At 34.3% G+C, this 25,534-nt stretch carries 26 protein-coding genes and 3 pseudogenes; 24 read left to right on the forward strand and 5 right to left on the reverse strand.

Features of this window, described 5'->3' with window-relative positions; translation table 11 throughout:
• The 6 genes and pseudogenes from ACIQYS_RS21380 to ACIQYS_RS21405 form a co-directional block, all read left to right on the forward strand.
• Nucleotides 1-218: pseudogene (locus tag ACIQYS_RS21380) on the forward strand (hypothetical protein); the annotation flags it as partial.
• A gap of 230 nt (nucleotides 219-448) precedes the next feature.
• Nucleotides 449-955 carry a hypothetical protein gene (locus ACIQYS_RS21385; RefSeq protein ID WP_402984890.1) on the forward strand — a complete coding sequence of 169 codons (507 nt, stop codon included), beginning with the start codon at nucleotides 449-451 and terminating at the stop codon, nucleotides 953-955.
• 180 nt (nucleotides 956-1,135) lie between these two features.
• Nucleotides 1,136-1,435 carry a hypothetical protein gene (locus ACIQYS_RS21390; protein WP_402984892.1) on the forward strand — a complete coding sequence of 100 codons (300 nt, stop codon included), beginning with the start codon at nucleotides 1,136-1,138 and terminating at the stop codon, nucleotides 1,433-1,435.
• Complete coding sequence (locus ACIQYS_RS21395) at nucleotides 1,399-3,603, forward strand: penicillin-binding transpeptidase domain-containing protein (RefSeq protein ID WP_402984894.1); 2,205 nt, start codon at nucleotides 1,399-1,401, stop codon at nucleotides 3,601-3,603. The genes ACIQYS_RS21390 and ACIQYS_RS21395 overlap by 37 nt, the downstream gene beginning before the upstream one ends.
• A 458-nt stretch (nucleotides 3,604-4,061) precedes the next feature.
• Nucleotides 4,062-4,271 carry a transcription initiation factor TFIIIB gene (locus tag ACIQYS_RS21400; RefSeq protein WP_402984896.1) on the forward strand — a complete coding sequence of 70 codons (210 nt, stop codon included), beginning with the start codon at nucleotides 4,062-4,064 and terminating at the stop codon, nucleotides 4,269-4,271.
• Between the two features lie 544 nt (nucleotides 4,272-4,815).
• Nucleotides 4,816-5,187, forward strand: a complete 372-nt coding sequence (locus ACIQYS_RS21405; RefSeq protein ID WP_043931838.1) for a VOC family protein — start codon at nucleotides 4,816-4,818, stop codon at nucleotides 5,185-5,187.
• Nucleotides 5,188-5,252: 65 nt separating this feature from the next.
• On the opposite strand, the gene ACIQYS_RS21410 is transcribed toward ACIQYS_RS21405, so the two are convergent.
• The 3 genes from ACIQYS_RS21410 to ACIQYS_RS21420 are packed head-to-tail and all read right to left on the reverse strand — an operon-like array spanning nucleotide 5,253 to nucleotide 6,116.
• Nucleotides 5,253-5,495: a tyrosine-type recombinase/integrase gene (locus ACIQYS_RS21410; RefSeq protein WP_402984899.1), complete on the reverse strand. Its 243-nt coding sequence runs from the start codon at nucleotides 5,493-5,495 to the stop codon at nucleotides 5,253-5,255.
• Between the two features lie 11 nt (nucleotides 5,496-5,506).
• The gene (locus ACIQYS_RS21415; RefSeq protein WP_402984901.1) at nucleotides 5,507-5,872 is read right to left on the reverse strand and encodes a tyrosine-type recombinase/integrase; all 366 of its coding nucleotides are present in this window, start codon (nucleotides 5,870-5,872) and stop codon (nucleotides 5,507-5,509) included.
• Nucleotides 5,799-6,116, reverse strand: coding sequence for a site-specific integrase (locus ACIQYS_RS21420; RefSeq protein ID WP_402984903.1), 318 nt, complete (start codon nucleotides 6,114-6,116; stop codon nucleotides 5,799-5,801). Before ACIQYS_RS21420 ends, ACIQYS_RS21415 begins: the two co-directional genes overlap by 74 nt.
• A 103-nt stretch (nucleotides 6,117-6,219) precedes the next feature.
• Here ACIQYS_RS21420 and ACIQYS_RS21425 point away from each other — a divergent pair, with 103 nt between their 5' ends.
• A complete protein-coding gene (locus tag ACIQYS_RS21425) occupies nucleotides 6,220-6,714 on the forward strand; it encodes a GNAT family N-acetyltransferase (protein WP_402984905.1) in 495 nt (164 codons plus the stop codon).
• A 1,071-nt stretch (nucleotides 6,715-7,785) separates the two neighbouring features.
• Here the strand turns inward: ACIQYS_RS21425 and ACIQYS_RS21430 are convergent.
• The gene (locus ACIQYS_RS21430) at nucleotides 7,786-8,184 is read right to left on the reverse strand and encodes a hypothetical protein (RefSeq protein ID WP_402984907.1); all 399 of its coding nucleotides are present in this window, start codon (nucleotides 8,182-8,184) and stop codon (nucleotides 7,786-7,788) included.
• 475 nt (nucleotides 8,185-8,659) lie between these two features.
• Here ACIQYS_RS21430 and ACIQYS_RS21435 point away from each other — a divergent pair, with 475 nt between their 5' ends.
• The 9 genes and pseudogenes from ACIQYS_RS21435 (at nucleotide 8,660) to ACIQYS_RS21475 (ending at nucleotide 17,691) form a co-directional block, all read left to right on the forward strand.
• Entirely contained in the window at nucleotides 8,660-9,457 is a 798-nt protein-coding gene (locus ACIQYS_RS21435; protein ID WP_402984909.1) for a phosphotransferase, read from the forward strand.
• Nucleotides 9,458-10,047: 590 nt separating this feature from the next.
• Entirely contained in the window at nucleotides 10,048-11,322 is a 1,275-nt protein-coding gene (locus ACIQYS_RS21440; protein WP_402984911.1) for a S41 family peptidase, read from the forward strand.
• A 421-nt stretch (nucleotides 11,323-11,743) separates the two neighbouring features.
• The gene (locus tag ACIQYS_RS21445; RefSeq protein WP_402984913.1) at nucleotides 11,744-12,388 is read left to right on the forward strand and encodes a hypothetical protein; all 645 of its coding nucleotides are present in this window, start codon (nucleotides 11,744-11,746) and stop codon (nucleotides 12,386-12,388) included.
• 146 nt (nucleotides 12,389-12,534) lie between these two features.
• On the forward strand, nucleotides 12,535-13,017 hold the full coding sequence (locus ACIQYS_RS21450) for a YjdJ family protein (protein WP_402984915.1): 483 nt from the start codon (nucleotides 12,535-12,537) through the stop codon (nucleotides 13,015-13,017).
• Nucleotides 13,018-13,101: 84 nt separating this feature from the next.
• The gene (locus ACIQYS_RS21455; RefSeq protein WP_168243561.1) at nucleotides 13,102-13,539 is read left to right on the forward strand and encodes a VOC family protein; all 438 of its coding nucleotides are present in this window, start codon (nucleotides 13,102-13,104) and stop codon (nucleotides 13,537-13,539) included.
• 256 nt (nucleotides 13,540-13,795) lie between these two features.
• Complete coding sequence (locus ACIQYS_RS21460; RefSeq protein WP_402984918.1) at nucleotides 13,796-14,023, forward strand: hypothetical protein; 228 nt, start codon at nucleotides 13,796-13,798, stop codon at nucleotides 14,021-14,023.
• 128 nt (nucleotides 14,024-14,151) lie between these two features.
• Nucleotides 14,152-14,826, forward strand: a pseudogene (locus ACIQYS_RS21465) (phosphorylase family protein); the annotation flags it as partial.
• Nucleotides 14,827-14,933: 107 nt separating this feature from the next.
• Nucleotides 14,934-15,815, forward strand: coding sequence for a methyltransferase (locus ACIQYS_RS21470; RefSeq protein ID WP_402984920.1), 882 nt, complete (start codon nucleotides 14,934-14,936; stop codon nucleotides 15,813-15,815).
• Between the two features lie 415 nt (nucleotides 15,816-16,230).
• Entirely contained in the window at nucleotides 16,231-17,691 is a 1,461-nt protein-coding gene (locus tag ACIQYS_RS21475; RefSeq protein WP_402984921.1) for a WD40/YVTN/BNR-like repeat-containing protein, read from the forward strand.
• Nucleotides 17,692-18,598: 907 nt separating this feature from the next.
• Here the strand turns inward: ACIQYS_RS21475 and ACIQYS_RS21480 are convergent.
• The gene (locus ACIQYS_RS21480) at nucleotides 18,599-18,982 is read right to left on the reverse strand and encodes a VOC family protein (RefSeq protein WP_402984923.1); all 384 of its coding nucleotides are present in this window, start codon (nucleotides 18,980-18,982) and stop codon (nucleotides 18,599-18,601) included.
• Between the two features lie 315 nt (nucleotides 18,983-19,297).
• Here ACIQYS_RS21480 and ACIQYS_RS21485 point away from each other — a divergent pair, with 315 nt between their 5' ends.
• The 8 genes and pseudogenes from ACIQYS_RS21485 to ACIQYS_RS21520 all read left to right on the forward strand — a co-directional run bounded on the left by ACIQYS_RS21485 (nucleotide 19,298) and on the right by ACIQYS_RS21520 (nucleotide 24,860).
• A complete protein-coding gene (locus tag ACIQYS_RS21485; RefSeq protein ID WP_402984925.1) occupies nucleotides 19,298-19,474 on the forward strand; it encodes a VOC family protein in 177 nt (58 codons plus the stop codon).
• Nucleotides 19,431-19,715: a VOC family protein gene (locus ACIQYS_RS21490; RefSeq protein ID WP_402984927.1), complete on the forward strand. Its 285-nt coding sequence runs from the start codon at nucleotides 19,431-19,433 to the stop codon at nucleotides 19,713-19,715. Before ACIQYS_RS21485 ends, ACIQYS_RS21490 begins: the two co-directional genes overlap by 44 nt.
• Before the next feature lie 75 nt (nucleotides 19,716-19,790).
• On the forward strand, nucleotides 19,791-20,177 hold the full coding sequence (locus tag ACIQYS_RS21495; protein ID WP_402984929.1) for a DUF4440 domain-containing protein: 387 nt from the start codon (nucleotides 19,791-19,793) through the stop codon (nucleotides 20,175-20,177).
• Nucleotides 20,178-20,451: 274 nt separating this feature from the next.
• Nucleotides 20,452-21,102: an RNA polymerase sigma factor gene (locus ACIQYS_RS21500; RefSeq protein ID WP_402984931.1), complete on the forward strand. Its 651-nt coding sequence runs from the start codon at nucleotides 20,452-20,454 to the stop codon at nucleotides 21,100-21,102.
• Between the two features lie 57 nt (nucleotides 21,103-21,159).
• The gene (locus tag ACIQYS_RS21505; RefSeq protein ID WP_402984933.1) at nucleotides 21,160-21,522 is read left to right on the forward strand and encodes a VOC family protein; all 363 of its coding nucleotides are present in this window, start codon (nucleotides 21,160-21,162) and stop codon (nucleotides 21,520-21,522) included.
• A 39-nt stretch (nucleotides 21,523-21,561) separates the two neighbouring features.
• Nucleotides 21,562-21,977: pseudogene (locus ACIQYS_RS21510) on the forward strand (VOC family protein).
• A 418-nt stretch (nucleotides 21,978-22,395) separates the two neighbouring features.
• Entirely contained in the window at nucleotides 22,396-22,863 is a 468-nt protein-coding gene (locus tag ACIQYS_RS21515; protein ID WP_402984936.1) for a GNAT family N-acetyltransferase, read from the forward strand.
• 1,100 nt (nucleotides 22,864-23,963) lie between these two features.
• Complete coding sequence (locus tag ACIQYS_RS21520; protein ID WP_402984938.1) at nucleotides 23,964-24,860, forward strand: protein kinase domain-containing protein; 897 nt, start codon at nucleotides 23,964-23,966, stop codon at nucleotides 24,858-24,860.
• Nucleotides 24,861-25,534: the final 674 nt, after the last annotated feature.

Consider the following 25,534-nt stretch of genomic DNA (forward strand, 5'->3'; position numbering starts at 1 on the left):
TTCATTTACACAGCGGGCTTAACTTCGTTACACCTATACAATGTCACACTGGGGCACATGTGGACATACTAGAAAAACGAAAAGAAGTGTATGAAACGGCAAAAGAAAAGCACCCAGAACGTTGGGCACGGGACACAAGAGACTGGGCACCACATCAACAAGTCGCGCTCAATCCCATGCGAGATGAGGGGCAAATAGAATCATTGGTTAAACCGTAATCCCCCTTCCCCTGGTGGTTTGAATGGAAAGAACGCTCTTCCTTTCCATTCAAATCACCAGGCCAGCAAGCACAGCGCGGTAGCCTTGACAGAATTTTTGGTTACAAGAGATAAGAATATGTATTTTAAAGATACTAAACTAGCTAAATGCGACAACTATATTGACAAACACCGAAACAGTAATGATAAAGGAATTATAAAGAAAAAGACTTAGTGAAAGGAATGAGTTTATGAAAAAAAGAATTTACCTGTTTAGCATCATAGTCGTAGTACTTCTTATTGCAATATCTACTTTGACCATAGTGTTAGTCAACAAGGACACTTCTGAAAAAGAAGCCGAAGAAATAACTAAAGCTAAATTTGAGGATGAATTTCTAGACTGGAATAAAATCAATATTACAATGAAAGAGAAATCTCCAAATAACTACTATTTCGAAAATATGGATTTGCACAATAGTGATATTTTCTTATTACATGGCGAAGTTCAGGGATTGAAATTAAAAGAAGGAGATAATGTATCGGTAGATTTAACCATAATCCCTGATGGCTTAAGTCATACTGTAGTTGGATATATATTAGGTGGGAAATTTACAGAGATTTTTTCTGCTCCCGTTTCTGATAAACTGACAACCTCTTTTGATGTAAAGGTGGATGGGGATTATATAATTTGTATTATCGGTGGTAACGCAAACTTTATAACAATTACAGATGGCGTTATTTCAATTGATTACATTTAATAATGTCTTGTTGAACTCACGGGTGCTTTAGGGTAAAGCATTTTACTTATTGAACTAACGAAACAGTTTAGTTGAAGAAGATTATGTTTTAATTTAACTTTTCCCAATATATACCGTCAAACTTACGTATGGAGAATTGTTGTGGAATGTGCAATTTATTTTTGAAAGGAGAATTTAGAAGTGATGAAAAAAGCTATAATTTCAGGAATTGTATTTGGTTCGATTTTGTTAGTTGGGTGTAATGGAGAGCAGAAAGAAGAACAAGTTCAAGCAGAAACGAACGAGGTATTAGAAAGCGAGAAGGAAGTAGTAGTTGCTCCGAAAAACGGGGGAAATGATGAAATATCAAATTTCTTATCTGAATTAAAAAATGAAATACTGGTATCCATTACAGAACAAACGGCACTTGAAAGTGAGTCAAGAACAAAAATGAAGGTATTCCCATGCGAAAAATTCCCAATAAACGTGCACAAAGTATGAAAGTTAAACAACGATCAACTATTACTTTTCGTATGAACGTATTGTTTTTCTCGATATTTTTACTTTTTACAATGCTAATATTAAGATTAGGATATTTACAAATCGTTAAAGGAGAAGAATATACACGTGAATTAGTCCGAGGTGAAGAAATCCCGGTAAATACTAGTGTACCCCGTGGTCGAATTTTCGATAGTGAAGGACGGATAATGGTTGATAATCTTCCGCAACGAGCTATAACCTATACAAAAATGCAAACAACGAAGTCAAAAAATATGTATGAAATTGCAGAAAAATTAAGTGTTTTAATAGAAAAGGAACCAAACAATATTACAAAGAGTGATTTGCAAGATTTCTGGTTAAAAAAGTATCCAGAAGAAGCACTTGAGTTGGTGACGGATAAAGAGCGAAAAAAAATAGAAGCAGATAAACAATTAGAAAAAACAGAAAGAAATAGAGCAATCGACCGTTTGAGTAGAAGCAGAATAACAGAAGAACAATTAAATTCCTTTACTGAGGACGATTTGGAAGTCATTGCGATTTATAGAGAAATGGCCTCTGGATATGCATTATCTCCTCAGATTATTAAAGGAGATGACGTAAAAGAAGAGGTCACAGTTGAAGAATTTGCACGGGTCTCAGAAAGATTGGGTGAATTAGAGGGAGTTAATACGACAACCGATTGGAGAAGAGTAAAAACATCTTCACTAGCTATATTAGGCTCAACTACATTGCCAAAAGTAGGTATTCCAAAAGATCGATTAGATTATTTTCTATCTAGAGGCTATTCTCGAAATGACCGTGTAGGTACAAGTTATATTGAACAACAATATGAGGAAGTGCTCCAAGGTCAAAAAAGTGTAGTCAAAAATATAACGGATGGAAAAGGTAGAGTTATCGATATTCAGACAGTTTATGAAGGAAAACCTGGGAAAGATTTAGTGTTAACAATGGACAGTGAAGTTCAATTGGCGCATGAAGAAATACTAGCAGAAGAACTACTTAAATTTAGTAAAAACAGTGGTGGTAAATATTTGCAAAATGTTTATTTTATCATGATGGATCCTTATACCGGTGAAGTACTTTCATTAGTAGGTAAACGGATTGGAAAAAATGAAAAAACAGGTGCAAAAGAAATTAATGACTACGCATTTGGCGCATTTACTAATGCATATGAAGTTGGATCCACTGTGAAGCCAGGTACTATACTTACAGGTTATCGGGAGGGTGTGTATCCAATCGGAGGCTCATTAGTGGATGAACCTATCCGTATAAAGGGGTCGCAACCAAAAAGTTCTGTATTTAACCGATTCGGAAGTGTACGAATCAATGACTTACAAGCGCTAGAGCTCTCTTCCAATGTATATATGTTTAAAACAGCATATGGAGTTGCCGGCAGTACTTATAGACCAAACCAACCTATTAATTTTGGGACGGATGCCTTTCTTAAAATGAGGAGTGGTTATGCTCAACTTGGACTCGGAGCATTAACTGGCATTGATTTACCTGGAGAAGTGAACGGGAGCACAGGTGGATTTGAAGATGGTAAGCTGCTAGATTTAAGTATTGGACAGTTTGATACGTACACTACATTGCAATTAGCCCAATTTGTTTCTACGCTTGCTAATGGTGGTAATAGAATTCAACCTCATGTAGTCAAGGAAATTAGAGAGCCTTCTGAGGATGGCGTCCAACTAGGCAAGGTAGTAAATGAAATAACGCCAACTATACTAAACACAGTAGATAACACTCGAGAAGAAATCGAACGTGTACGTAAGGGTATGAGACTTGTATATTTTAGTGGAGGAGGTACGGCGAATAAAGCCTTTGGAAATGCTCCATTTACTGGGGGAGGAAAAACAGGCACTGCTCAAGCTAGCTATTTTGATGCCGAGTTATGGCAATCATTTAATACTGTAAACTTAACCCATGTCGGTTTTGCCCCATTTGATAATCCGGAAATAGCATACGCACTCGTTATCCCGCATGCTTCGTTGGAATCATCATACAAAACAAATTTTTCTACGCCTATAGCACGAAGACTTGTAGATAAATATTTTGAGATTAAGCAAAAAAATAATGCGACATCCGTAAATGATTCAACTACAACTCCACTTATAAAACCAGCATTTACAAATGCTAAAATAGATGAAGAAGAAACAGAAGAATAACACTCCTAATAGCTTTACTTCAAGAAGGAGTAAAGCCTTTTTCTTATTAAACTCCCATGAAAATTAGTTCTTCAAGAAATGAAAAATGACAATACTTAAGAAGACCCCTACTTAATCGTTAAAAAAAGAGGAGAGCGTAAATAAGTCTATGGATTACGGTTGACTGGTTTAAGGTCAGTATCAGTATTGACACTATCTAACCATTTTCATTCTCTGTGGTGCAGCATTTTTTTGTGCTGCATGGATGGCTCACGGGTGCTTTACTTCAAGAAGGAGTAAAGCCTTTTTCTTATTGAACTAAAGCAGCAGGTTAGTTCAATAAGATGAAACCAATTTATTGTTCATTCGTAATTATATTAAGAACATCAGAAAAATAGCGATTCAATCTTTTGAAAAATAATTATTTAAGGATTTGCTTTTATTGTAATTTTTTATATATCTAAAGTGGAGGTTTACAAATGAAACATCATACGAAAGCAACAGAATGCCCTAAATGTGGTGGAAAAGAATTGGGAAAAGGTAAAAATGGTGGTAGTGGATATGCAGATATTCTTCCATCTAATAAGATAAGCTTTGGATCAGAAGTTGAATACACTATTTGTACTGAATGTGGATTTATAATCGAAAGTTATGTAAAAAAGCCAGAGAAATTTAAGGGGACACTTTAGATGTTCTTCAAGTAACGGGTACTTTAACGCGGCAGGTTTGTATAATAAGTAGCAATGAATATTGAATAATAAAATTGAAAATTCCAATTACTTAAATAGTATTAAAATAATTGGTTCATTAGAGTAAATTAATAAGGAGTCGACTAGCTTGATAATTTTAGCAGAAGTTTTACAAGCAATTTATATAATAGTGCTATTAATTAGTTCCTCTTTTTATTTTCGGCATTTGATAAAAAACAAGAAACAAAGAAAACTTTCAAAAGTTGAATATACAATGTACATAATCATTCAGATTGCGTATATATTTTTTGGAATGAGTATATTGATTTTTACATTTGTTAAGTGATTGTCGTAAGGTGAATGTGGGACGTCTATGGGAAAGGGAATATCGGTAAGGGAGATTTAGTTAAAGAGAGTGGGGTTGCCATAGGCAGATCTTTTTTCTTATTGAACTAACGAAGAGGTTAATTCAATAATCGGAAGGAAAAAGGTATATAGAAAGGGAACTATTTGATATACCAGATTAAATAAAGGAGAGAAGGCTATGAGTAAATCATTTATTGAACAAGTACATTATATTAGAATTCCTGTAAAAGATTTAGAACTATCTGCACAATGGTATAGAGATGTGTTAGGTCTCCAGTTATTAAACATTACTGAGGAACTTGCGATTTTAAAAGTAAATGAAGGACCTTTCTTACTTATCTTAGTTCCTACCGAAGATGAAACATTTGCACATTTTACAATTGATAATGAACAAGAATTTAGCATTGGCTTTACAAGTCCAGAATTATCTAAATTTCATCAACACTTAATTGATAATCAAGTTAAGGTCGAGGATATAAAAGAAGATAATGGTCATGCCTTTTTCCACTTTTATGACCCAAATGGTAATAAACTTCAAGTACACTGGTAAGGTTATAATAAATAAAATACCTTATTTCATTAACGGGAGCTTTTGTCAAGTAGAAGCAACGTCCTTTAAGACGTTGCTTCGTTTACATTTAAAAGTACTTCTGATAATACACTTTCCTTTGCCTCCCACTTAACCCGAGAGTAGATCCTTGCGGTTTCACTTTTCTCATGCCCCATAAGACTTTGTATGACTTCAAGTGGAGCTCCATTATTCAACAAATGAGTTGCGTAGCTGTGTCTAAGTTGGTGTGGATGAATTTCTTTATTAATTTCAGCACGATTGGAGATTCGCTTGATGATGTATCGCATTTGGGCGACGCTCATTTTGTATGCTGTCTGGCTGTTACAAAAATAGTAGAGTTATGATCATTACGGCTTTCTATATAGTGTTTAAGCCATATATCGCAACGTGTATTAAAATAAACCTCCCTTTCCTTATCTCCTTTTCCTCTCACGATCGCGGAATGATTGAACCAATTAATATAGTTCTTTTCTAACGCAACTACTTCTCCAATTCGACAACCCGTAGAAAACACGAATTCAAAAATCGCTTTTTCGATTGGGGAATGACAGGATTCACGAAGGTGTTCGATCTCCCGTTCGGATAAATATTTAGGTATCCGCTTTCTCACTTTGGGCTCTTTGATTTTGGAAGTTGGATTCTTGCACATCGTATCCTTCTTCATGAGACCCACGAAAAAATGACTTCATAAAACGAATACGATGTGCAAGGCTTGCTGGTATTAAATGCTTGCCGGATATAGCGAGATATTCTTTCAGTTGATTTGTATCCAGTAACTCTATCTCTACATCCTTAAAATAATCAATTAGTAGCAAAGACTGTAACTGGTAGGCCTTCAACGTTTGCGGCGAAAAGCTCTCTATTCGTTTATCGGCTTCAAACGAAGAGCATACTTTTGACTGTAACAATTCCATTCCCCCTAAAATAGTAATATTAAAAGGATTATTGCCAATTTAATAGAATTATAGACATGGGTGTGGTTTGACTACCGAAGCAGGTTAGTTTAAAGGAATGTCAAAGGAGGCAAATGTGGATAAAGTAATACTTAGAGATATCAAAGCTGGTGATCTACCTATATTCTTTGAACATCAGAAAGATGACATTGCCAATCAGATGGCAGCTTTCACGTCAAAAGATTCAACAAACTGGAATCAGTTTTGTAAGCACTGGAACCGTATTTTAACCGATGCAACCATTATCAAGCAGGCTATTACATTAGAAAATAGGGTGGTGGGTCATATCTCCAGCTTTGAAATGTTTGAAGAACGTGAAGTAAGTTACTGGATAGGCCGTGAACATTGGGGAAAAGGTATTGCAACGGATGCACTTAAGCAATTTCTATCTTTAGTAACAATACGTCCTTTATACGCTCGGGCTGCAAAAGATAATATCGGATCGAGGTTGGTTCTTGAAAAATGTGGATTTCTAATAACAGGGGAAGGAAAAGGATTTGCAAATGCACGAAATGAGGAGATTGAAGAATTTATCTTCACTCTTCGATACTGATAGAATGGACTCACAGTTTTCTTTATACGTTAACGTGGCGTCTATCAAGGAAGGGATTGATATCCTTTTTGTTGAACTTATTGTACTAAAGGGGCAGGTGAGTCTAAGGAAAAAGGAGGGGGATTTAAATAGTTTTTGGAATATCAGTGATGATTATAGGGTTTAGCCATCTAATGAAAAGTGACTTTTTTTACCCCAAAAAACAAGAATTCTTTTAGGTGAGGAAAAGTATCAATCTTATCAGAAAGGATTAGTTTTTCCTTATTTATTTTTAGGAACATTAATGATTTGCATGGGAATAGTTGAGAACATGGAAATTCTACAAACATCAATATTTATCACGTTATATATTATCTTAGGCATTATCCCTTTTATATTGTTGATTGCAAATAATAAAAAAAACACTGGTCGATATTGGTTTTGGGTAAACGACTTTAAGTAAAGTGGAGGCTTAATATATTTCTTCTTCAACTCCCATGAAAATTAATAAATGCTCAAAATCTATATAATTGCATAACAAAAGAGACTCAGAAAAAGTTTTTTTAAAAAAAGGCTGAGCCTTCACAATGATTATATAGCATTAAAAGGTAAATCAAGAACCAACTACATTCTTCTTAGAATAAAGGCAAGGCTGGTGCAATAACCAGAGTAGGATTAATCTCCCATGAGTGCTTCCTGTAGGGAGCGACAGTCTGTGATGCACCGTGGTCGTTGGAGTCAGACTAATGGATGGGCTCACTGGCACCATACTTCATCGACCTTCTTCGCCAGCCATACTAATCTATACCCGTTCTGCAACAATTTTCATCCTCTGTGGTGAAGCGTTTTTTTCAGCATGGATGGCTAACGGGGCAGGTTAGTTTAATAAGGAAAATGTTTATAATATGTAATTTTTCTGATAAATGAACTTTTTTTCAGAAAGAACGTTAATGTATTAGCAGAAGAGGAAAATTTCAGGGGTTCGAGAAGTATTCTAATAGTATAGGGCGAGTTGATATGATGGGGCTGTATTGTTAGGAGCATTATTAGAAAAAGCCGATGTCCCATATATAAGAGAACATCGGCTTTTCACTATCTAAACAAACCCATAAAAGATCCTAATTGTCTCATCATACTATATCCATTCTTTATGGTACTGGCGTGACCCATAAGTGTGTTGATATGGTTCGGCAGGTTTCCTAAAATACCAGGAGATGAATTGTTAGGGGACATGAAAGATGGGTTCCATCTATTGTCGTAAGTTTGGCCAAACTGTTGTCCCTGATAAGGAGAACCAAACTGTTGTCCTTGATAAGGAGAGCCAAACTGTTGTCCTTGATAAGGAGAGCCAAACTGTTGTCCTTGATAAGGAGAGCCAAACTGTTGTCCCTGATAAGGAGGGCCAAACTGTTGTCCCTGATAAGGACGGCCAAATACTTGTCTATTTCTTGGGGGAAAGGATCTTCCTGGAACTGGTGAAAAAAGTAACATATACTCACCTCCTAACAGAGTAACCTATCTATAATATATGGCAGTATGCTGTTTGGAATTAGACTTTCATGAAACTATTATTTAAGTACACAAAGAGCAGAAACTTGGGTACATAAGAAGGCTAAACTTGAACCCTCATTTCTTGGCCATGGTTTGAATTCATCGTAGTTAATGATAAAGGTCGTGTATATGATAAATTGAAACTACAAGTAGGTATGAATGGGAACTATGGTCATCATATGGTTCTGACATTGCCTCCAATGGTCAATATAACCTTATTTGTTTCGTTTACCATAACATGGAGGTATCTTAAGTTACGCAACGTTATTGTTAAAGAACCAGTCTATAAGCCATCATGAAATCCGGTTCCTTATAAAATTTAGGGACATCTTATTGAACTAACGCAGCAGGTTAGTTGAACAAGCAGGAGTTGTTTTAAGGTTTATAGAAAGTGATATTAAGGAGGTGTTTATAGATGTCAAACCATGAGAACGAAGAAATTCTAACAGGAGGGAATGTCTCTAATGTTTATCGTTCGGGAGTTACTGTGCGAAGAGAATTAAAGCCAGATAGTCCCAAAATTCATAAGCTATTAAAGCATTTGGAGAACAAAGGTTTCAGTTATGCACCAAAGTTTTTAGGTATTGATGAAAAAGGAAGAGAAATATTATCATTTATTGAAGGGGAAGCTGGTAATTATCCTCTAAAAGAATACATGTGGTCTAATGATGTTTTAAAAGGAATAGCGAAGATTCTACGTCTTTATCATGATTCTGTGAGTGATTTTTCAATTGAAGAAAGTTGGCAAGCAATAGATAACACCCCCAAACCATTTGAGGTACTATGTCATAATGACTTTGCAATATACAATCTTATTTTTAATCATAAAAGACCAGTAGGTATTATTGATTTTGATGTTGCTGGTCCTGGTCCAAGACTTTGGGACATAGCCTATACTCTTTACACTTGCGTCCCCTTAAGTAGAGTTTATCATTCTGAAACAGGTGAGGCTGTTTATTATAATTCATTCCAGCATGCCGAACGTATAAAACAAAGAGTTAAATTGTTTTTTGAATCCTACAGTGAGGGAATAGAAGAGGAGTATTTAGAGATGGTATTGCTACGATTAGAAGGACTATGTAAAACCATTAAAAGAAAAGCCAGTGAAGGTGACATTGCTTTTCAAAAGATGATAGATGAAGGGCATGTTGAACATTATCAAAACGATATTAAATTTATTCGTGATCATGGAAAAGAGTGGATTGAAGGGTAGGCTTTCGTTGAACTCCCATGAAAATTAATAAAAGCTCAAAATCTATAAAATTGCATAACAAAAGAGACTCAGAAAAAGCTTTTTAAAAAAGGTTGAACCTTCAGAATAATTATATAGAATTAAAAGGTAAATCAGGAACCAACTCCGTTCTTCTTAGAATAAAGGCAAGGCTGGTGCAATAACCAGAGTAGAATTAATCTCCCATGAGTGCTACTCGTATGGAGTGCGACAGTCTGTGATGCACAGTGGTCGTTGGAGTCAGACTAACGGATGGGCTCAAAGGCACCATAGTTCATCGACCTTCTTCGCCAACCATACTAATCTATACCCGTTCCTATACAATTTTCATCCTCTGTGGTGCAGCGCTTTTTGCTGCTGGATGGCTAACGAGTGCTTTACTTCAAGAAGGAGTAAAGCATTTTTTCTTATTGAACTAAAGCAACAGTTTAGTTGAATAAGAAAAAAGTGATTTATTTAAATGAAACTTGTTATTCACGGAATCGTATTAGTAATAAAGAAAAAAAATCAGATAAATTCGGTACCTTAATAAAGTAGAAAATAATAAATTTGAGGAAAGAGGAGAAGGCGAGATGTATATGAAAATCTTTGATGAAGTTGTTAGTATCTTACATAAAGATTATGCTGGTTGTTTAGATAAAAAAGGATGCGATAATCCTGATTTTTATCGTAATGAAATAAAAAAAATTAGCAAACAGGAAAATAAGAATGATGATAAGTTTGTAGATATCGTTCAAGATTATTTATTAGATTTTAAAGATTTACATATGGGTTTTAAATATGATGATAAGTTGAAACAAAACAACTTTGATGTCGGCTTTACCGTCAGAAGGTACAAAGATTCTCTTTATGTTTTATCTAATGGGAAGGAAGATAGAGTAAAACCAGGTTACGCTATTACGGCATTAGACGAAAAAAATGTTTCAGATTTAGTGAAGTTCCACAAAAGAAGATTGATGGAAACGGATGCAGAAAGAGAAAACTGGAGTTCGATTCTTCCGCTATACAAAAGTATGCAGGGAATAGATGAATTTGGAAATTCTTTTACTCTTGAACTGGAAAAATATGAAAAAGAGACGTTCCAACCCGAGTATTCTTTAAAAGAAATAACAGAGGATACATTATATTTAAAGTTAACAGACTTTACGAACCATGATGCTATTTCAAATTTAATAAATGAAAATGACACCCTACTAACCAATCGAAAAAAATTAATTATTGATGTTCGTGTCAATAAGGGGGGAAGCGATTTAGCCTATTTTGAATTGCTTCCTTATCTTTTTGAAGGAGAAGAAATTGACTTAAATAGTTTTGGTGAAGGTTCTATGTTAACAAATGCTACAACTCGAAATGTAGAACTCCAAACAGAATCATTAAAGAGTGCCTTATCCTCTATTGAAGATGCCACTACACTGAATCAAATAAATATTCTTATTAAAGTATTAGAGGATAACAAAGATAAGGGTTTTGTTGAGCTTGATCTTTCAGAGATGGAAGGAAGTCTTTTGTTAAAGACTAAATTAGGACCTGAAAAAATCATTCTATTAACTGACGTCTACTGCGGGAGTTCAGGTGATTCATTTGTTGAGATTTGCAAAAAATCCTCTAAGATTACTGTAATCGGAAGATCGACATTAGGCTTAAATGATTATGCTAATATCGCTGTAATGGGATGGGAGAATAAATTCGAACTTTGGTACCCAACATCTAAATTATCCATAGTAGACGAAGGAAAGGGTATGAGTGGGGTTGGAATTAAGCCTGACATTTATATCCCTTGGAGTCCAGATCATATAAAAGAGGATATTGACTTGAAGAAAGCATTAGAACTGCTTGTAAAAGTGTGAAAATATTAGATATTAATTGTATACCTTTTTCAACTCCCATGAAAATTAAAAAATGCTCAAAATCTATATAATTGCATAACAAAAGAGACTCAGAAAAAGCTTTTTTTAAAAAAAGCTGAGCCTTCAGAATGATTATAAAGAGTTAAAAAGTAAATCAGGAACCAACTCCATTCTTCATAGAATAAAGGCAAGGCTGGTGCAATAGAGTGCGACAGTCTGTGATGCACCGTGGTCGTTGGAGTCAGACTAACGGAAGGGCTCTATGGCACCATAGTTCATCGACCTTCTTCTCCCAGCTGTAGAATCAGTATAGACGGTTTTTCACCATTTTCATTCTCTGTGGTGAAGCGCTGATTTTGCGCTTCATGGATGGCTAACGGATGTTTTGGTAAAATATAGAAGTGATAAAGGAGGGGATATTTTGAATAAATTTCTTAAAATCACACTCGGTGTTTTAGGTGTCATCTTGTTAGTAATTGGATTCCTTGTAGTTGTTTTTATATTAGAAATGAAGCCAGATAAAGAGGAAGAAGAAAAGATAAAGATTCAAGCAGAGCAGTATTTAGAAGATGAATTTAATGATAACTTCGAGATATATGATACTTTGTATGACAATATGGGGAACTTTTATTTTGAATATGCTGCGATGGCTAGAGAGAAGAGAAGTAATACGCAATTTTTTGTTTATTATGATGAGGGAACGAAACAGATGGTAGACACTTACATCGCTGATAAATGGGAGGAGGATTTAGAAAATGAAATACGTCCTTTTATTAAAGGGAATTTTGGTGAAACAACTAATTTCTTTGTTTCCATTATCAATAAAAAAATTGGGCAAGAATTGGGTATTGACCCTCTTAATCCCAGAAGTTATAAAGAGTTTAATGTTACACCTACCATCCGTATTACAGTTATCCGAAAGAGGAGCGACGGGGACGAAAAAATTGTTGATGAGTTCATATCTTTCCTAAAAAGCGAAGATAAGTTGCAACATGGTTCGGTTATTATGGGATATATCGCTGAAAATGGTGTAATTTTAGATGATGAATGGGGTAAAGAATTTTAAGTAGACATATTTTCTTGAATGAACGGGTGCTTTTGTTGAAGATCGTTAAGATTATTTAAATACAACGACAACATCGTAATAGATATTGAAACAGCAAGTAATGTAAGGCGTGTTGGTAATAAATTAAATTTACTGGGAGGACAAAAATGTTTAAGTATGTGTTACAACTTATCGTTGGGATCTTTACTTTAGTGGTATCAACATTTATAGCATGGTATGAAGGAAGTGCTATAGCACGTACCCCTTGGGAGTGGAGGTATTCCACCCCTTTTTCTAATTTGTTTAATATGGAGATTACGAATGGTCGTGATATTAGTCAACTTGATTATTTTGTTTATGCAGCTAAATTTCAACCACTATTTCCCGTTATTATGATGGCTAGTGTATTATACATTTTGAGTATAGTTGGTTATTATCTAATAAAAAATAAGCCTAAATGGGCTATTGGCTTTTGGGGATTAATGGGTTGTATGATGATATTACTTACTGGTTTTATTTTTAATTCACCAACAATTGGCGGAAGAATTTTTTTCTGGATCTCTTTAACAAGTGGACTTATTAATATAGCTGTTGCAGGGTTCGTGTACTTTAGAAATTTTAAACACAAGGTTACTATTAACGCAACTTGAATTGTACTATTGTGAAATATTTCACTTGAACTAACGGTGCAGAATTGTTGAAGAAGGATATTTGGAACACGGGAGGTACGATATATGAAGATCAATAGAATAGATCATGTGAGTATAAATGTAAATGATCTTTCAGAGGCTAAAGCGTTTTTTCTTGATTTAGGACTTGAAGTGCAAGCGGAATGGGAATTGGATGGAGAACAGCTAGACAGAATAGTTGGGCTTAATGATGTTAAAACGGCATGTGTAGGATTGGGGATGCCAGATGGTCAGGCATGGATAGAGCTAGTCAAATTTTATACTCCGTCAGATGAAAAAGATATTCAGCAACCTTTTGCAAATACGCTGGGGATCCGACATATTTGCTTTGCTGTTGAAGATATTGAAGCTATTATTGCGAAGTTGAAAAAGAAGGGCACAGAAATCTTTAGTGAGATACAGCAGTATGAAGAAAGTTATAAGTTATGTTATGTTCGCGGTCCAGAGGGAATTATTTTAGAATTGGCGGAGAAAATCAGATAAATATTGAATGGGACTTTAAATGATTTAAATTTCCAACTTTAAAGATTTCTTCCTAAACTATCGGGTGCTTTAGCTAAACAGGGCTGTCAGTAGACAGTCTGAGAGCATCAAAAATGATGGTCTTGTTTTATGTACAAGGTGAAATGTTACACTTAAACTTACGCAGCAGTTTAGTCGAGGAAAGAATTTATCATTTATGTTGAAATAGAAGTATAAAGTGAATATTTCAGTAAAATTAATTAAGGTGAGAGCCTATTTGAGTCAGTTATTGTCTATTGAACCACCTGTCTTAGAGAGTGAAGGCATTATACTCAGACCTTTACAACAAGAGAATGCAAGAGATTTATTTTCTATTAGCTACCCTGGAGTTTGGACATATATGTTTGGTGAAATTAAAACGGAAACTGAAATGGAAAAGCATGTAGCTAAAAAAATTCAACTTTGCAATAAAATGAAGGTATCATCTCTTACTTGCCAATTATAGAAAAACATATCTAACATAAAATTTCCTCCTAATACAAATATAGTTTAATATATTATCGAAAATTTCAGTAAATTTTGATAACCTTATTTTAAGGGGTTGAAATATGAAGAGAATAGGGATAATAGCGGCATGAAAAATATCCAAGTAAACAAGTTAAAAAAGTAGCAGCTTGGGAATATCATTTTCATTATATAAATAATGTGGAGGTTATTTCGGTAATAAGTGGAGTAGGAATAATTAAATGTGCGAGCTGTTCGCAATTACTTATTTCAGAGTTTAAACCTAATGAACTATATATGACAGGGATATGCGGTAGCTTGTCTGATGAAATAAAGGGAGGGGAAATAGTAGTTGCTAATCAAATGCTACAACACGATGTGACAGATGCTGGAAGAGGGAAAGATATTTGGGATCTCTATACAGGTAGGACAAATATTGTAGATGGAAATAATGTTCTTTATAAAGAGTTTAGGGATTATGCGAAACTTACTGCATTTAATATTCACTATGGATTGGTGGTATCTGGTGATCAACGAATTAGAGATGATGAACAAAGAAGATTTTTAAGTAAAAATCATAATGCCATTGCCGTGGATCAAGAAATAGCAGCATTTTCATATGTATCCTATATTAATGGCGTACCTTTTATCTGTGCAAAATCTATATCTGATCAGGCAAATAATAAAACAATTGAAGACCAAAAAGAGTTTAAGCTATTAGCATGTAAAAATGCTTGTAAATTAATGATCGATTTATCTTCTATCAAAATATTGATACTAAAAGGATTATTGCCAACTTATTAGAATAATAGACATAAGAACCTTTTTACTCACGGTGCAGTTTAGTTGAGGAAGGAATTGTAGGATTTGTATAGAAAATTTTCTTTAAAAGAAAAATAGGGGGGACTTAAATGGAGGAGTATTATTGGGATACCCAACTGGAATACCTCAAAAGAACGAGAGATTTATATTATAACGATGACTATTTAGAGTTTTTAGTGAAGAGTGTTTGGAAGATTTCCAGACCAGTACATATTATTGATTTTGGTTGTGGATATGGGTATTTAGGACTTAAAATATTACCTTTATTACCAAAAAAATCCAAATATACAGGGATAGATAAAGGACAACAACTTATTAATAAGGCGATAGAATATTTTCATGGTCTTCCGTATGAATCTGAATTCTTTGTAGCAGATACCTATGAGATTGAATTAGAGGGTAAGTACGACATTGCTGTTTGCCATGCTTTTTTATTACACATGTCCGAACCCCAAAAAATGCTTCAAAGAATGGTAAATTCTATTGTTAACGATGGAAAAATAATTTGTTTCGAACCACATTGGATCTCAGGTATGTCATCATACGAACTTGGAGGGTATGAACAATCACAAATTGTTCCACTTGGTATTCTGCAGAAATTATTCGAAGAGAGTACAAATAAAACTGGAAACGATGGAAATATTGGAGCAAAAGTACCTAAATATCTATCTGAATTGGGCGTGAAGAACATTGAGTGCAGAGTCAGTGATAAAGTTAACTTCCTCTATCCAGATGAGAATCAACAAGATAAGAAAAAATTGTTTTGTTCGCTTAAGGAAGATGGTGTAGGTGGAGAACCTATAAATAAGGATCAGTTTATTGAAAGTTTGACAAAACGAGGGGTTACATTTAAGGAAGCACAGGAACAATTTGAGGCTGAACTACTGTTTTCACAAGTATTTAACATGGATTCCTCTTTAATATACACACCCAGCATGAAAATTACTTTTGGAGATATAAAAAAGTGTTAATTAATCTCAACACCTTTAGTTCTTCTTCAACTAACGATTAGCTTTACTTCAAGAAGGAGTAAAGCCTTTTTTCTTATTAAACTCCCATGAAAATTAGTTCTTCAAGAAATGAAAAATGACAATACTAAAAAGACCCCTACTTAATCGTTAAAAAAAAGAGGAGAGCGTGAATAAGTCTATGGATTACGGTTGACTGGATTAAGGTCAATATCAGTATTGACACTTCCTACCCATTTTCATTCTCTGTGGTGTAGCATTTTTTTGTGCTGCATGGATGGCTAAAGGGGCAGGTTAGTGCAAGTAGGATTCTCTGATGAAAGGAGTATTTTGTTTGTTATGTTGGGTCTAAGAGGGTATTTAAAAAAGTATTTACTCCATCCTAAATAGACACATTAATCATGGGATGGTGGTAATTTTGAGGTTCTTAAAAATAGTCTCTTGTTTCTTAGTTGTTTTTTTAGTTGTTGTAAATTTGATTGGTCATGAAGGAATTGCTTCAGATGGGGAAATTACGTTAAAAGAGGCCATCAAACTTGGATTAGATAGAGCGAAAAAATGGAATGAGAATGCGTATTTAACGTTTTTTACCAGTGTGGATGAAGATATGGGAGGAACAAGGGGAGAAACAGGTAAACGATATAATTGGAATTTGAGTTTTGAGGCTCCTGGTATAGAGGAACAATTATTTATATTTATTTCAAGAGGGGAAGTAAGTATAACTCATGTGGGGAAGGGACCTAGTTTTGGAGAAATAATATTAGAGGATATTAAATTTGATAGTTCTGATTTAGTAAAAATCGCGAAGGAAAAATATGATTTACAAAAAGGGGTGGATTGGGCTACAGGTTACCATTTTACAATAGATGGCGAAAAGGGTAAACCAACTATAGCCGTTTTAGGAAATGATAAGGATAGTCTTTTTGCACGAATAACTTTCGATGCTAAAAATGGTGAAATAGTGCGTGCTAGCCACAAAGTTTCCGTTGGAGGCGGTTTGATTAAAGCACGTTTAGGATCCGACGAATCTGTGACATCAAAAAAAGGAATGGCAATTATGGGGGGTATCGCTGAAAACAAGTATTTAGTAGTATGGGGAGACAAAAAGCCATCCCAATTTAGTACAACCAAGCAACCTTTTATAGAATGGAGCCATAACAATGGAGAAACATGGACAGCACTCCAGGTTGATAATTATGTAACACACGCGTGGTTTGATAGGAATGATCAATTATATGTAGCAACTGAAAAAGAAATATGGGCAGGTATTACATCCAAAAGTAAAGGAAAGAAAATTCTTTCATTAGATAATCCGATTGTGCAAGTTGATTATTCAACCAACAATCATATAGCTGTGCTGTCAAATGGAAATATTTATTATACAACCGATCAAGGGGAGAGTTGGGAACAAGTTATTGTTCCTAAACCATTTCATGGGGTTCAAATAACGAATAATGGGGATTTGTTAGGACTTACAGAAGAAAGGAAGATTTTGCAGAAGGCAAATGATGGCTGGAACGAGATAACTATGCCCAATAGTTATGAGGAACCTCTAGATATGAAAATCATTAATAATAGGCTATTCATTACTACAAAAAGTGGAATTTGGATTCAAGATCTGCAAGAGGGAAATTGGAGAGAAATTAAAGTGGATGAAGTGGTAGTTCAATTTATTAATAAAGGTGAGAAATTATTTGGTTATACACATCGAGGGGAAGCTATTTATTCCATCAACACGAAAGATGAAAGGAAACCGGAAAAAGTGTTTGATGCGGTAGGTTTTGTCGTTTCGGATGTGGATAGCATGGGAGATACGTTATGGATTGCAACTATACCCGATTATTCGTGGGAAGAAATGACGATTTCACAGAGACGATAAAAATTTAAATTGTATATCCACGAAAAAAATATTGTGAAAAATTTCACTTAAACTAACGTTTGCTTGTGCGGCCGAGCCTAGGTCGTATCATATAGCGGGTGGGATTCCCGTCGAGAAAGAACTAGCCATTCACTCGTAGCGAGTCTTGGAGGGCTAATGGTAACATTAGCCTTTAAGCGTAGACAGTTAGGTGGCGGGCCGAAAGCCAACTGGTTGAAGGGATTGAGCTCCATAATGTTAGTAAATCGAGAGGGCTGATGCTTTAAGCACGGCAGAAAGCTACATTTTATTCATCGTTAAAGGCAAGAAGGATAAAACCTCTCTGGAGTCAGAGACCTTGGCACGTCACACATTGATATGATACGGCTACTCGGGAGGCCCTACCGGTCTTTTCATTATTATAGAAGAGTATGGTGTACAAGCGATAATAAGCAAGGAAGCCAAATGCCGTTGTAGGGAGTCGGATAGCAGCGTAGTACCAATGAAGTTGGGTAATGCCGATGGAGGAAAGGCTGCTACCAAGTGATCACCCTCACTAGGGACACATTTACTACACACAGCGGTAGAGATAATAAATGTAAACTAAACTATTGAGGATAGCAGAGTCAGTGTGAATGATGATTTGGAGGAGCCGTGTGCGTAAATAGCGCAAGCACGGTTCTGTGAGGGGGAGGAACACAATCTACCGTAAGGTAGAGAGGTTCCCTTCTACTCGACTAGTTAAACAAGACCATCATTTACGATGGTCTATTTTTATGCCCAGAACATCAAGTAGATTTCGGCAATACAATGTGAAATGTTGCACTTAAACTAAAGGTGAAGATTAGTTGAATAAGACTATTTGACACAAACTGGGCAATAAAAAAAGAGCAATGGTAGATAAATCTCTAACCTTTGCTCAAAACATTTAACAATTGCAGATCATTAAAACATTACCATCTAAATCTTGAAAGTTAAAATAGGCAAAATCACCAATACGTTCTAATTCTCCAACAACTGTAACTCCTTTGTTTTCGATAAATTTGTATGCTTCATCAATATCTTTGACGAAGAAGTTAAATAAAACATGGTTCGAAGGATTTAATGAAAAGCTCGGATCGAAAGTATGGTCGTCTAAAGTAAGGCCAGTTTCAGTTGTAACAGGGATATTGTAAACAGGAGATGAAACACTATCCTTGTTAAAGGGTATTCCAAGTAGTTTGCTGTACCATTCTGCGGATTTTTCTAGGTTGCTCACATGGATAAAAACATTATTTACCTTACAAGAGATTGGAGAAGCGATTGAATTCATTAACATTTCACCCTTTGCTTCAGTTTTCTTTTAATAATTCAACAAATCCTAAGAAAAACCTTTTTAAATTTTTAAAAAATTATGTAGCATTAAGTCTATAATGTGTAATAAAAGAGAAGGTGCTAATTCAACTAAGGATGCTTTACTTCAAAAAGGAGTATAGCGTTTTTTCTTATTGAAATAAAGTAGCAGGATTGTATAACAAAATTGCTTTTTTTCGACCAATTATCTAATTTATTTTGCAGGTATTTTTTGTGAAATGTTGAATTGTTAATTGATGTTTCAAATAGAGTTAATGGAAAGAAGGTTAGGGGAATGGGAAGAGTAATTGGATTCGAACTAAGTAGTCAAGAACCTGAAAAAGCAGCGGAATTTTATTCTAATGTTTTTGATCGGGAAATTGCTGACCCTCGCTGGGATGATTATTGGGCTGTTAATACTGGGGGTGTTGAAAAAACTGGAATTAATGGAGGAATCGGAAAAGGAAAATGATTCTCCTCATGGAACTCGTATTCAAATTGAAGTAGATTCAATTGATGAGGCTATTTGTAAAGCTAAAAACAATGGTGCGATGATTATACGAGATAAAATGGAGTTTGATGATTTTTATCTTGCATACTTGATAGACCCTGTTGGAATTGGTTTTGGTCTTATTCAAAAAATAAACAAAACATTAGTGAAATCCGATATTCAACAAACAGGTGCTTTAATTAAACAAGTGGAAGCCTGTTAGGGTAGCTTTTTCTTATTGAACTAACGCGGCAGTTTATTTGAGTAAGAACTATTGATATTAAAAGGAGGTAAAATAATGGTAAGTAAAGCTATTAAAGCAGTTGAAGAGTATCGTTCTGTTCTAAACAACAGAGATGTGAATGAAGTGAATAAGTGGATATCAAATGATTTTATTGGATATTTTGGGTATTACAATGATAGAGACTATGAAGTTTATAACGGGGACTCTTATAAAAAATCAAATGTGGAAACATTTAACTCGTATAAAGGTAAAAATCCACAATGGGAGTATAATGATTTAACTCATAATCTTCGTTCAGAAAATGAAATTATCTTTTCATCGATTATCAACTTTTATTTATCAGGTGAAAAAGTAGCAAGTGCTTTGGCTTTGGAAATATTTAAAAAGGAACGAGACGGCTGGAAATTATATAGACAACATATGGAGAGATATTCCTCTTAATACATTCTAAATACTTAAAGTGATTGAGTCTTATTCAACTACCATGGAAGAACGTAATTTTCTTCTATATACTGTGGTTGAAGTAGGGCTTCCTGGAGGCTAACGGGTGCTTTACTTCAAGAAGGAGTAAAGCTTTTTTGTTATTGAACTAAGAGTGCAGGTTAGTTTAAGAAGGAAATAAAATAGATTGAATGGCAGGATAAAGCCTTCATTTCGTAGAAGATTAATTTACCATGAATATGGTAAACCCTTGTTGGTAAGGAGCATGGATTTAATGTCAGAATATAATTTCGATCCATTTTTAACGGAACTTAAAAAGTACTGTTATATGTTAGCGGGTACTCCTTGGAATGGTGAAGACCTATTCCAGGATACTTTAATAAAACTCTTGACGAATAGCTCGAGTCTTTCTAAACACCCCAACCCTAAAGGATATATTTTTAAGACTGCTACTAATCAGTGGTACGACACAATTAGGAAAACCAAGCGTGAGATTGTAGGAATCAACAATGAAGATGATCTAGGCACTTTTGATTATAGTCTATTAGAATCAGTCGAAATTCTTATTTCTCTATTACCGTTTAAACAAGCTGCTACTCTATTGCTTAAAGAATATTTTGGGTTTACTTCAAATGATATTGCAAAGATGCTGGACATGACTACAGGTGGAGTTAAAGCAGCAATCAATAGAGCGAAAAAAAATCTCACCAAATTAGAAAATCTCCAGCAAACCAATGAGGAACCCACGCCTAACCTTCTGAATCGAATGTTAAATGGTCTGAAACGAAACGATTTCAAATGTGTTGTTTCTACATACCATCTTTTAGTTTCTAGAGGAATAAAGATCAAAAAATCAGATGACCATTTTATATTTGAACTGTTAGACCCGGATGGTAATCGTTTTTGGGTTAAAGAAAAAATTTAAAAAGCGGCCGTATCTTTTTGGATTTTTTATTCGTTATTTAAGTAGGAGGTGATTTAAATGAAATCTGTTAAACGGATAGATGCTGTTTTTGTTCCTGTTACCAATCTGGAAAATTCAGAAAATTGGTATTTGAACACATTCCCTTTTAAAGTGGTCTACCGAAGCAGCGATGGTTTATATGTAGGTTTTCGTTTTAAAGAGGACGGAGGGACTAAAACAGCTTTAACTCTTTATAAAGTTGAGAAAATGCCTGAACGTAATCACATTGCATTCAACTTTTATTGTGATGATGTTGATGGATACCATAATTATTTATCCAACCATAATTACAGAGTAAGCGAAATTCACGGAGGAGACGGAATGAGGTTTTTTGACCTTTATGATCTTGATGGAAATGGTTTAGGTATCGTAACATTCTAATAGGAATTTAATAAAAACTAAATTGGGGGATTGTAAATAATGAGTACGTTTATTCACAGAGTAGGGACTACGTACATACCTGTCACAGATCCGGAGAAGTCATCAAAATGGTATCAAGAGAAACTCGGAGCAATTGAAAATTTTCGAAATGAGGATAAGGCAATTTTAGATTTTGCTCATCAGAGTTTCTTCCTTGTAAAGGCTATACCAGGAGAGGTTGCAAAATTTTCAGATGTTCATGGAAAGGAACATTTTACTGTGACTTTCGAAGTAGATGGTTATAATCGATTAGTAGAATTCCATAATTTCCTTGAAGAGCAGAAAGTCCGTGTCAGTGAAATTGAAGACCGTGGACATGCTGGGAACAATTTTGTTTTTTTGATTTAGACGGAAATTTATTTGACGTATGGAGTGAACTAAGCCCTTCCTTTAAGGAAGTGCATGGAGTAAAGTAATAAGAAAATTTTGTGTTACAGCGTTAATAAAGATGTTGTATGTGAAGGGTTGCACTTAAACTTCCATGAAAATTAGTCAAGAAATGAAAAATGACAATACTTAGACCCCTACTTAATCGTTAAAAAAAAAGAGGAGAGCGTAAATAAGTCTATGGATTACGGTTGACTGGATTAAGGTCAGTATCAGTATTGACACTATCTAACCATTTTCATTCTCTGTGGTGCAGCATTTTTTTGTGCTGCATGGATGGCTAACGGGTGCTTTACTTCAAGAAGGGGTAAAGCCCTTTTTCTTATTGAACTAAAACAGCAGTTTAGTTTGATTGGGATAAATTCGTATATAAATAAACTTTTAATATTGAACCCAAATTCATATATTGATAATATTAGAACAAATATTCGTTTTGGAGGGTAAATAATGCAACTACATTTTTACGATGATAGCTTCAATCATTTAATTGAACAATATAAATTAACTGAAGAACAACTCCGATTTACAGGTATACCTAATGAATGTATTAAACTTTCTAATGAGGATTTAAATCGTCATTCAATTTTAGCCTTAGAAAATGATAAGCTCGTTACTTTCTTTGTACTACATAGAAATGATGGTGTAAAACCATACTCCGATAATGATAAATCAATTTTAATAAGAGCTTTTTCAACAGATTATCGTCATCAAGGTAATGGTTATGCCAAAAAAGCTTTAATGCTACTACCTGATTTTGTGAAGAAAAATTTTATAGATATTAATGAAATTGTATTGGCCGTAAATATAAAGAATGAAGCCGCACAAGGATTATACAAGAAGTGTGGATATATTGATGAGGGTACAAGAAAGATGGGGAAAAAAGGAGAACTTATTATTATGAGTTATTTTTTATAAACTCAGATTGCACGGTAGTACACCACATTATATTAGTAAATTCTTATTCAACTAACGGCTGCTTTACTTCAAAAAGGGGTAAAGCATTTTCGAGTCAAAAAAATCATTTTATTTAAAATGTCTTTTCTATTAAAGTTTCATGTAGCAGATTATCTATAGAGGAGCGAATTAGCTAGTGAAAAAATACAATGAACTCTCTTATAAAGAAAAGAATTTTAGAACCATAATAGCAGCAATACTACTTTCATTTACTATATTTATACCCAACTACCCCCTTTGGTTTTATATACCAGTGATGAGTATTATGGTATTAGATATAATTTATAACTATTTAAAACATAGGAGTAGTCAATAAAATGAGGGTATTTGGAATTCGTTTAAGAAAAGTTAGATTATCTAAAGGTTATACACCACTTACTGTCCGTTTATTTTAAACTTTAATGATTTGTATGGGAATAGTTGCCTACATCGAGATTCTCCAATCATCAATTTGTCACTTTAAATGTTACCTTGGGTATTATTCCTTTTATATCGTTTATTGCGAATAATAAAAAATACACTGGTCAATATTGATTCTGGAATATTTAAGTAAAGTAGTAACGTAAAATGTTTCTTCTTCAACTCCCATGAAAATTAGTTCCTCAAGAAATGAAAAATGACAATACTTAAGAAGCCCCCTACTTAATCGTAAAAAAAAAGAGGAGAGCGTAAATAAGTCTATGGATTACGGTTGACTGGATTAAGGTCAGTATCAGTATTGACACTTCCTAACCATTTTCATTCTCTGTGGTGCAGCATTTTTTTGTGCTGCATGGATGGCTAACGGGTGCTTTACTTCAAGAAGGAGTAAAGCATTTTTCTTATTGAACTAACGCAGCAGTTTAGTTCAATAAGTGTTTATATCCTAATAGAGTGAATTTACAAAAAAATATAATCATTTTCAAATAAAAAAATGTTATAATTTTCTTGAATGGATTTGGGAGGAGGAGTTGTCTTATGAAAATGACGATGATAATTAATGGGGTTATATTCACTTAAAAGGGTAACGTATAAATGCCCCTATAAACTACGTGATCCCTATTAAATAGGAGGATCTTATTATGAAAAATGTAGAGCAACAGAATCCAATTATAATAACGATTGACGATGTAAGTTTCGAGTTACAAGGGGATCATGACTTTTCTTGGTTGAAGAATTTAGGATATGTTTTTTGTGTATTTGATCAACAAGATTCTGGAAATATCAGTTTCGGATTAGAGAGTAATAATAAAAAGTTTTTTGTGAAATATGCTGGAGCTAAACCGATAGATTTTTCTGGTAACCCCGAAGATGCAATTGAACGTTTGGTAGAGGCTATCCCAGTTTATAAAAAGTTAGAGCATCCAAATTTAATAAAATTAATAGATCATTTTCAAATAGAAAGTGGGTATGCATTAGTTTTTGAATGGTTCGAAGGTGAGTGCTTGCATTCTCATTGGTCTTTTGGAGGTAAGGCAAAGTATACTAACCCTGAGTCTCCGTTCTATCGTTTCAAGAATCTTGAAATTAAAAAACGTTTAGATACTCTCGATACAATACTTTCTTTTCACAGTTATGTAGAATCACAAGGATTTGTTGCCGTAGATTTTTATGATGGAAGTATTTTATACGATTTTAAGAATAATGAGACAAAAATATGTGATATAGATTTTTATCGCAAATCCCCTTCTGTAAATAATTTAGGGGAACATTTTTGGGGTGCTACAAGATCTAAATCCCCAGAGGAATTCACTCTAGGGGACCCTATTGATTCCAAAACCAATGTATTCAATATGGGAGCAATAGCATTTGGGTTATTGGGTGGGGAAATGGATCATTCATTTTCAAAGTGGGAAGCCAATCCAGCATTATTTGAAATAGCAATTAGAGCTGTAGAGGATAATCGGGATAAACGGTACTCAACGATTAAAGAATTATATGAGGCATGGAAGATTGCTTTAAAAATTCCCGGTAATTAAATTTATGAAGCTAATTTAAATTTAGATTGTGAATAATTGTACTTAAACTAACGGTGTGCTTTAGTTCTATAAGCGTTGATAATAAATATCAGATATAGCTCAGTTCCATGAACTGGGCTATTTATTTTTATATACAAAAAGCACCGCAATTGCGGTGCAATTATATACATATTTATTTGTATTTTTGTGTGTAAATTCTAGTTTTGCGATAAGTAACAAACCCGTTATTCAAATGAATATGTCCTTTTAAATAAACACTTCTCTTTTTAAACTAAACTGCCGCGTTAGTTTAATTGTATTTCTTCAAACTTTACCATAAATAATGAATCTTTTTTATAAATAAATTATTGAATGAAATTTGATAGAAGAATTTTTGTATTATTTACTAACCCTCCATTAAATTCTTGCCATTTTTCTTTTTCTCGCTCTACTGCTCGATTTTGCCATTCAAACCACAGATATGTACACTCGCTACAATGACTCTCTACACCACTATTATTACTCACATCTCTACACGTAAACAGGCTCTTTTTGCGACAGCTATAGCAATAGATTATTTTATCATCCTCTTTTTTTAACGACGAATTGTAATATTAAGTGCAACACCTATAAGTTGAATTAAAAGAAGCCCATAACGACCTCGTGTAAAATGTAGTTACCACACCAACATTTGA

Source organism: Psychrobacillus sp. NPDC096426 (genome assembly GCF_044762745.1).
In the GTDB taxonomy this organism is placed as follows: Bacteria; Bacillota; Bacilli; order Bacillales_A; family Planococcaceae; genus Psychrobacillus.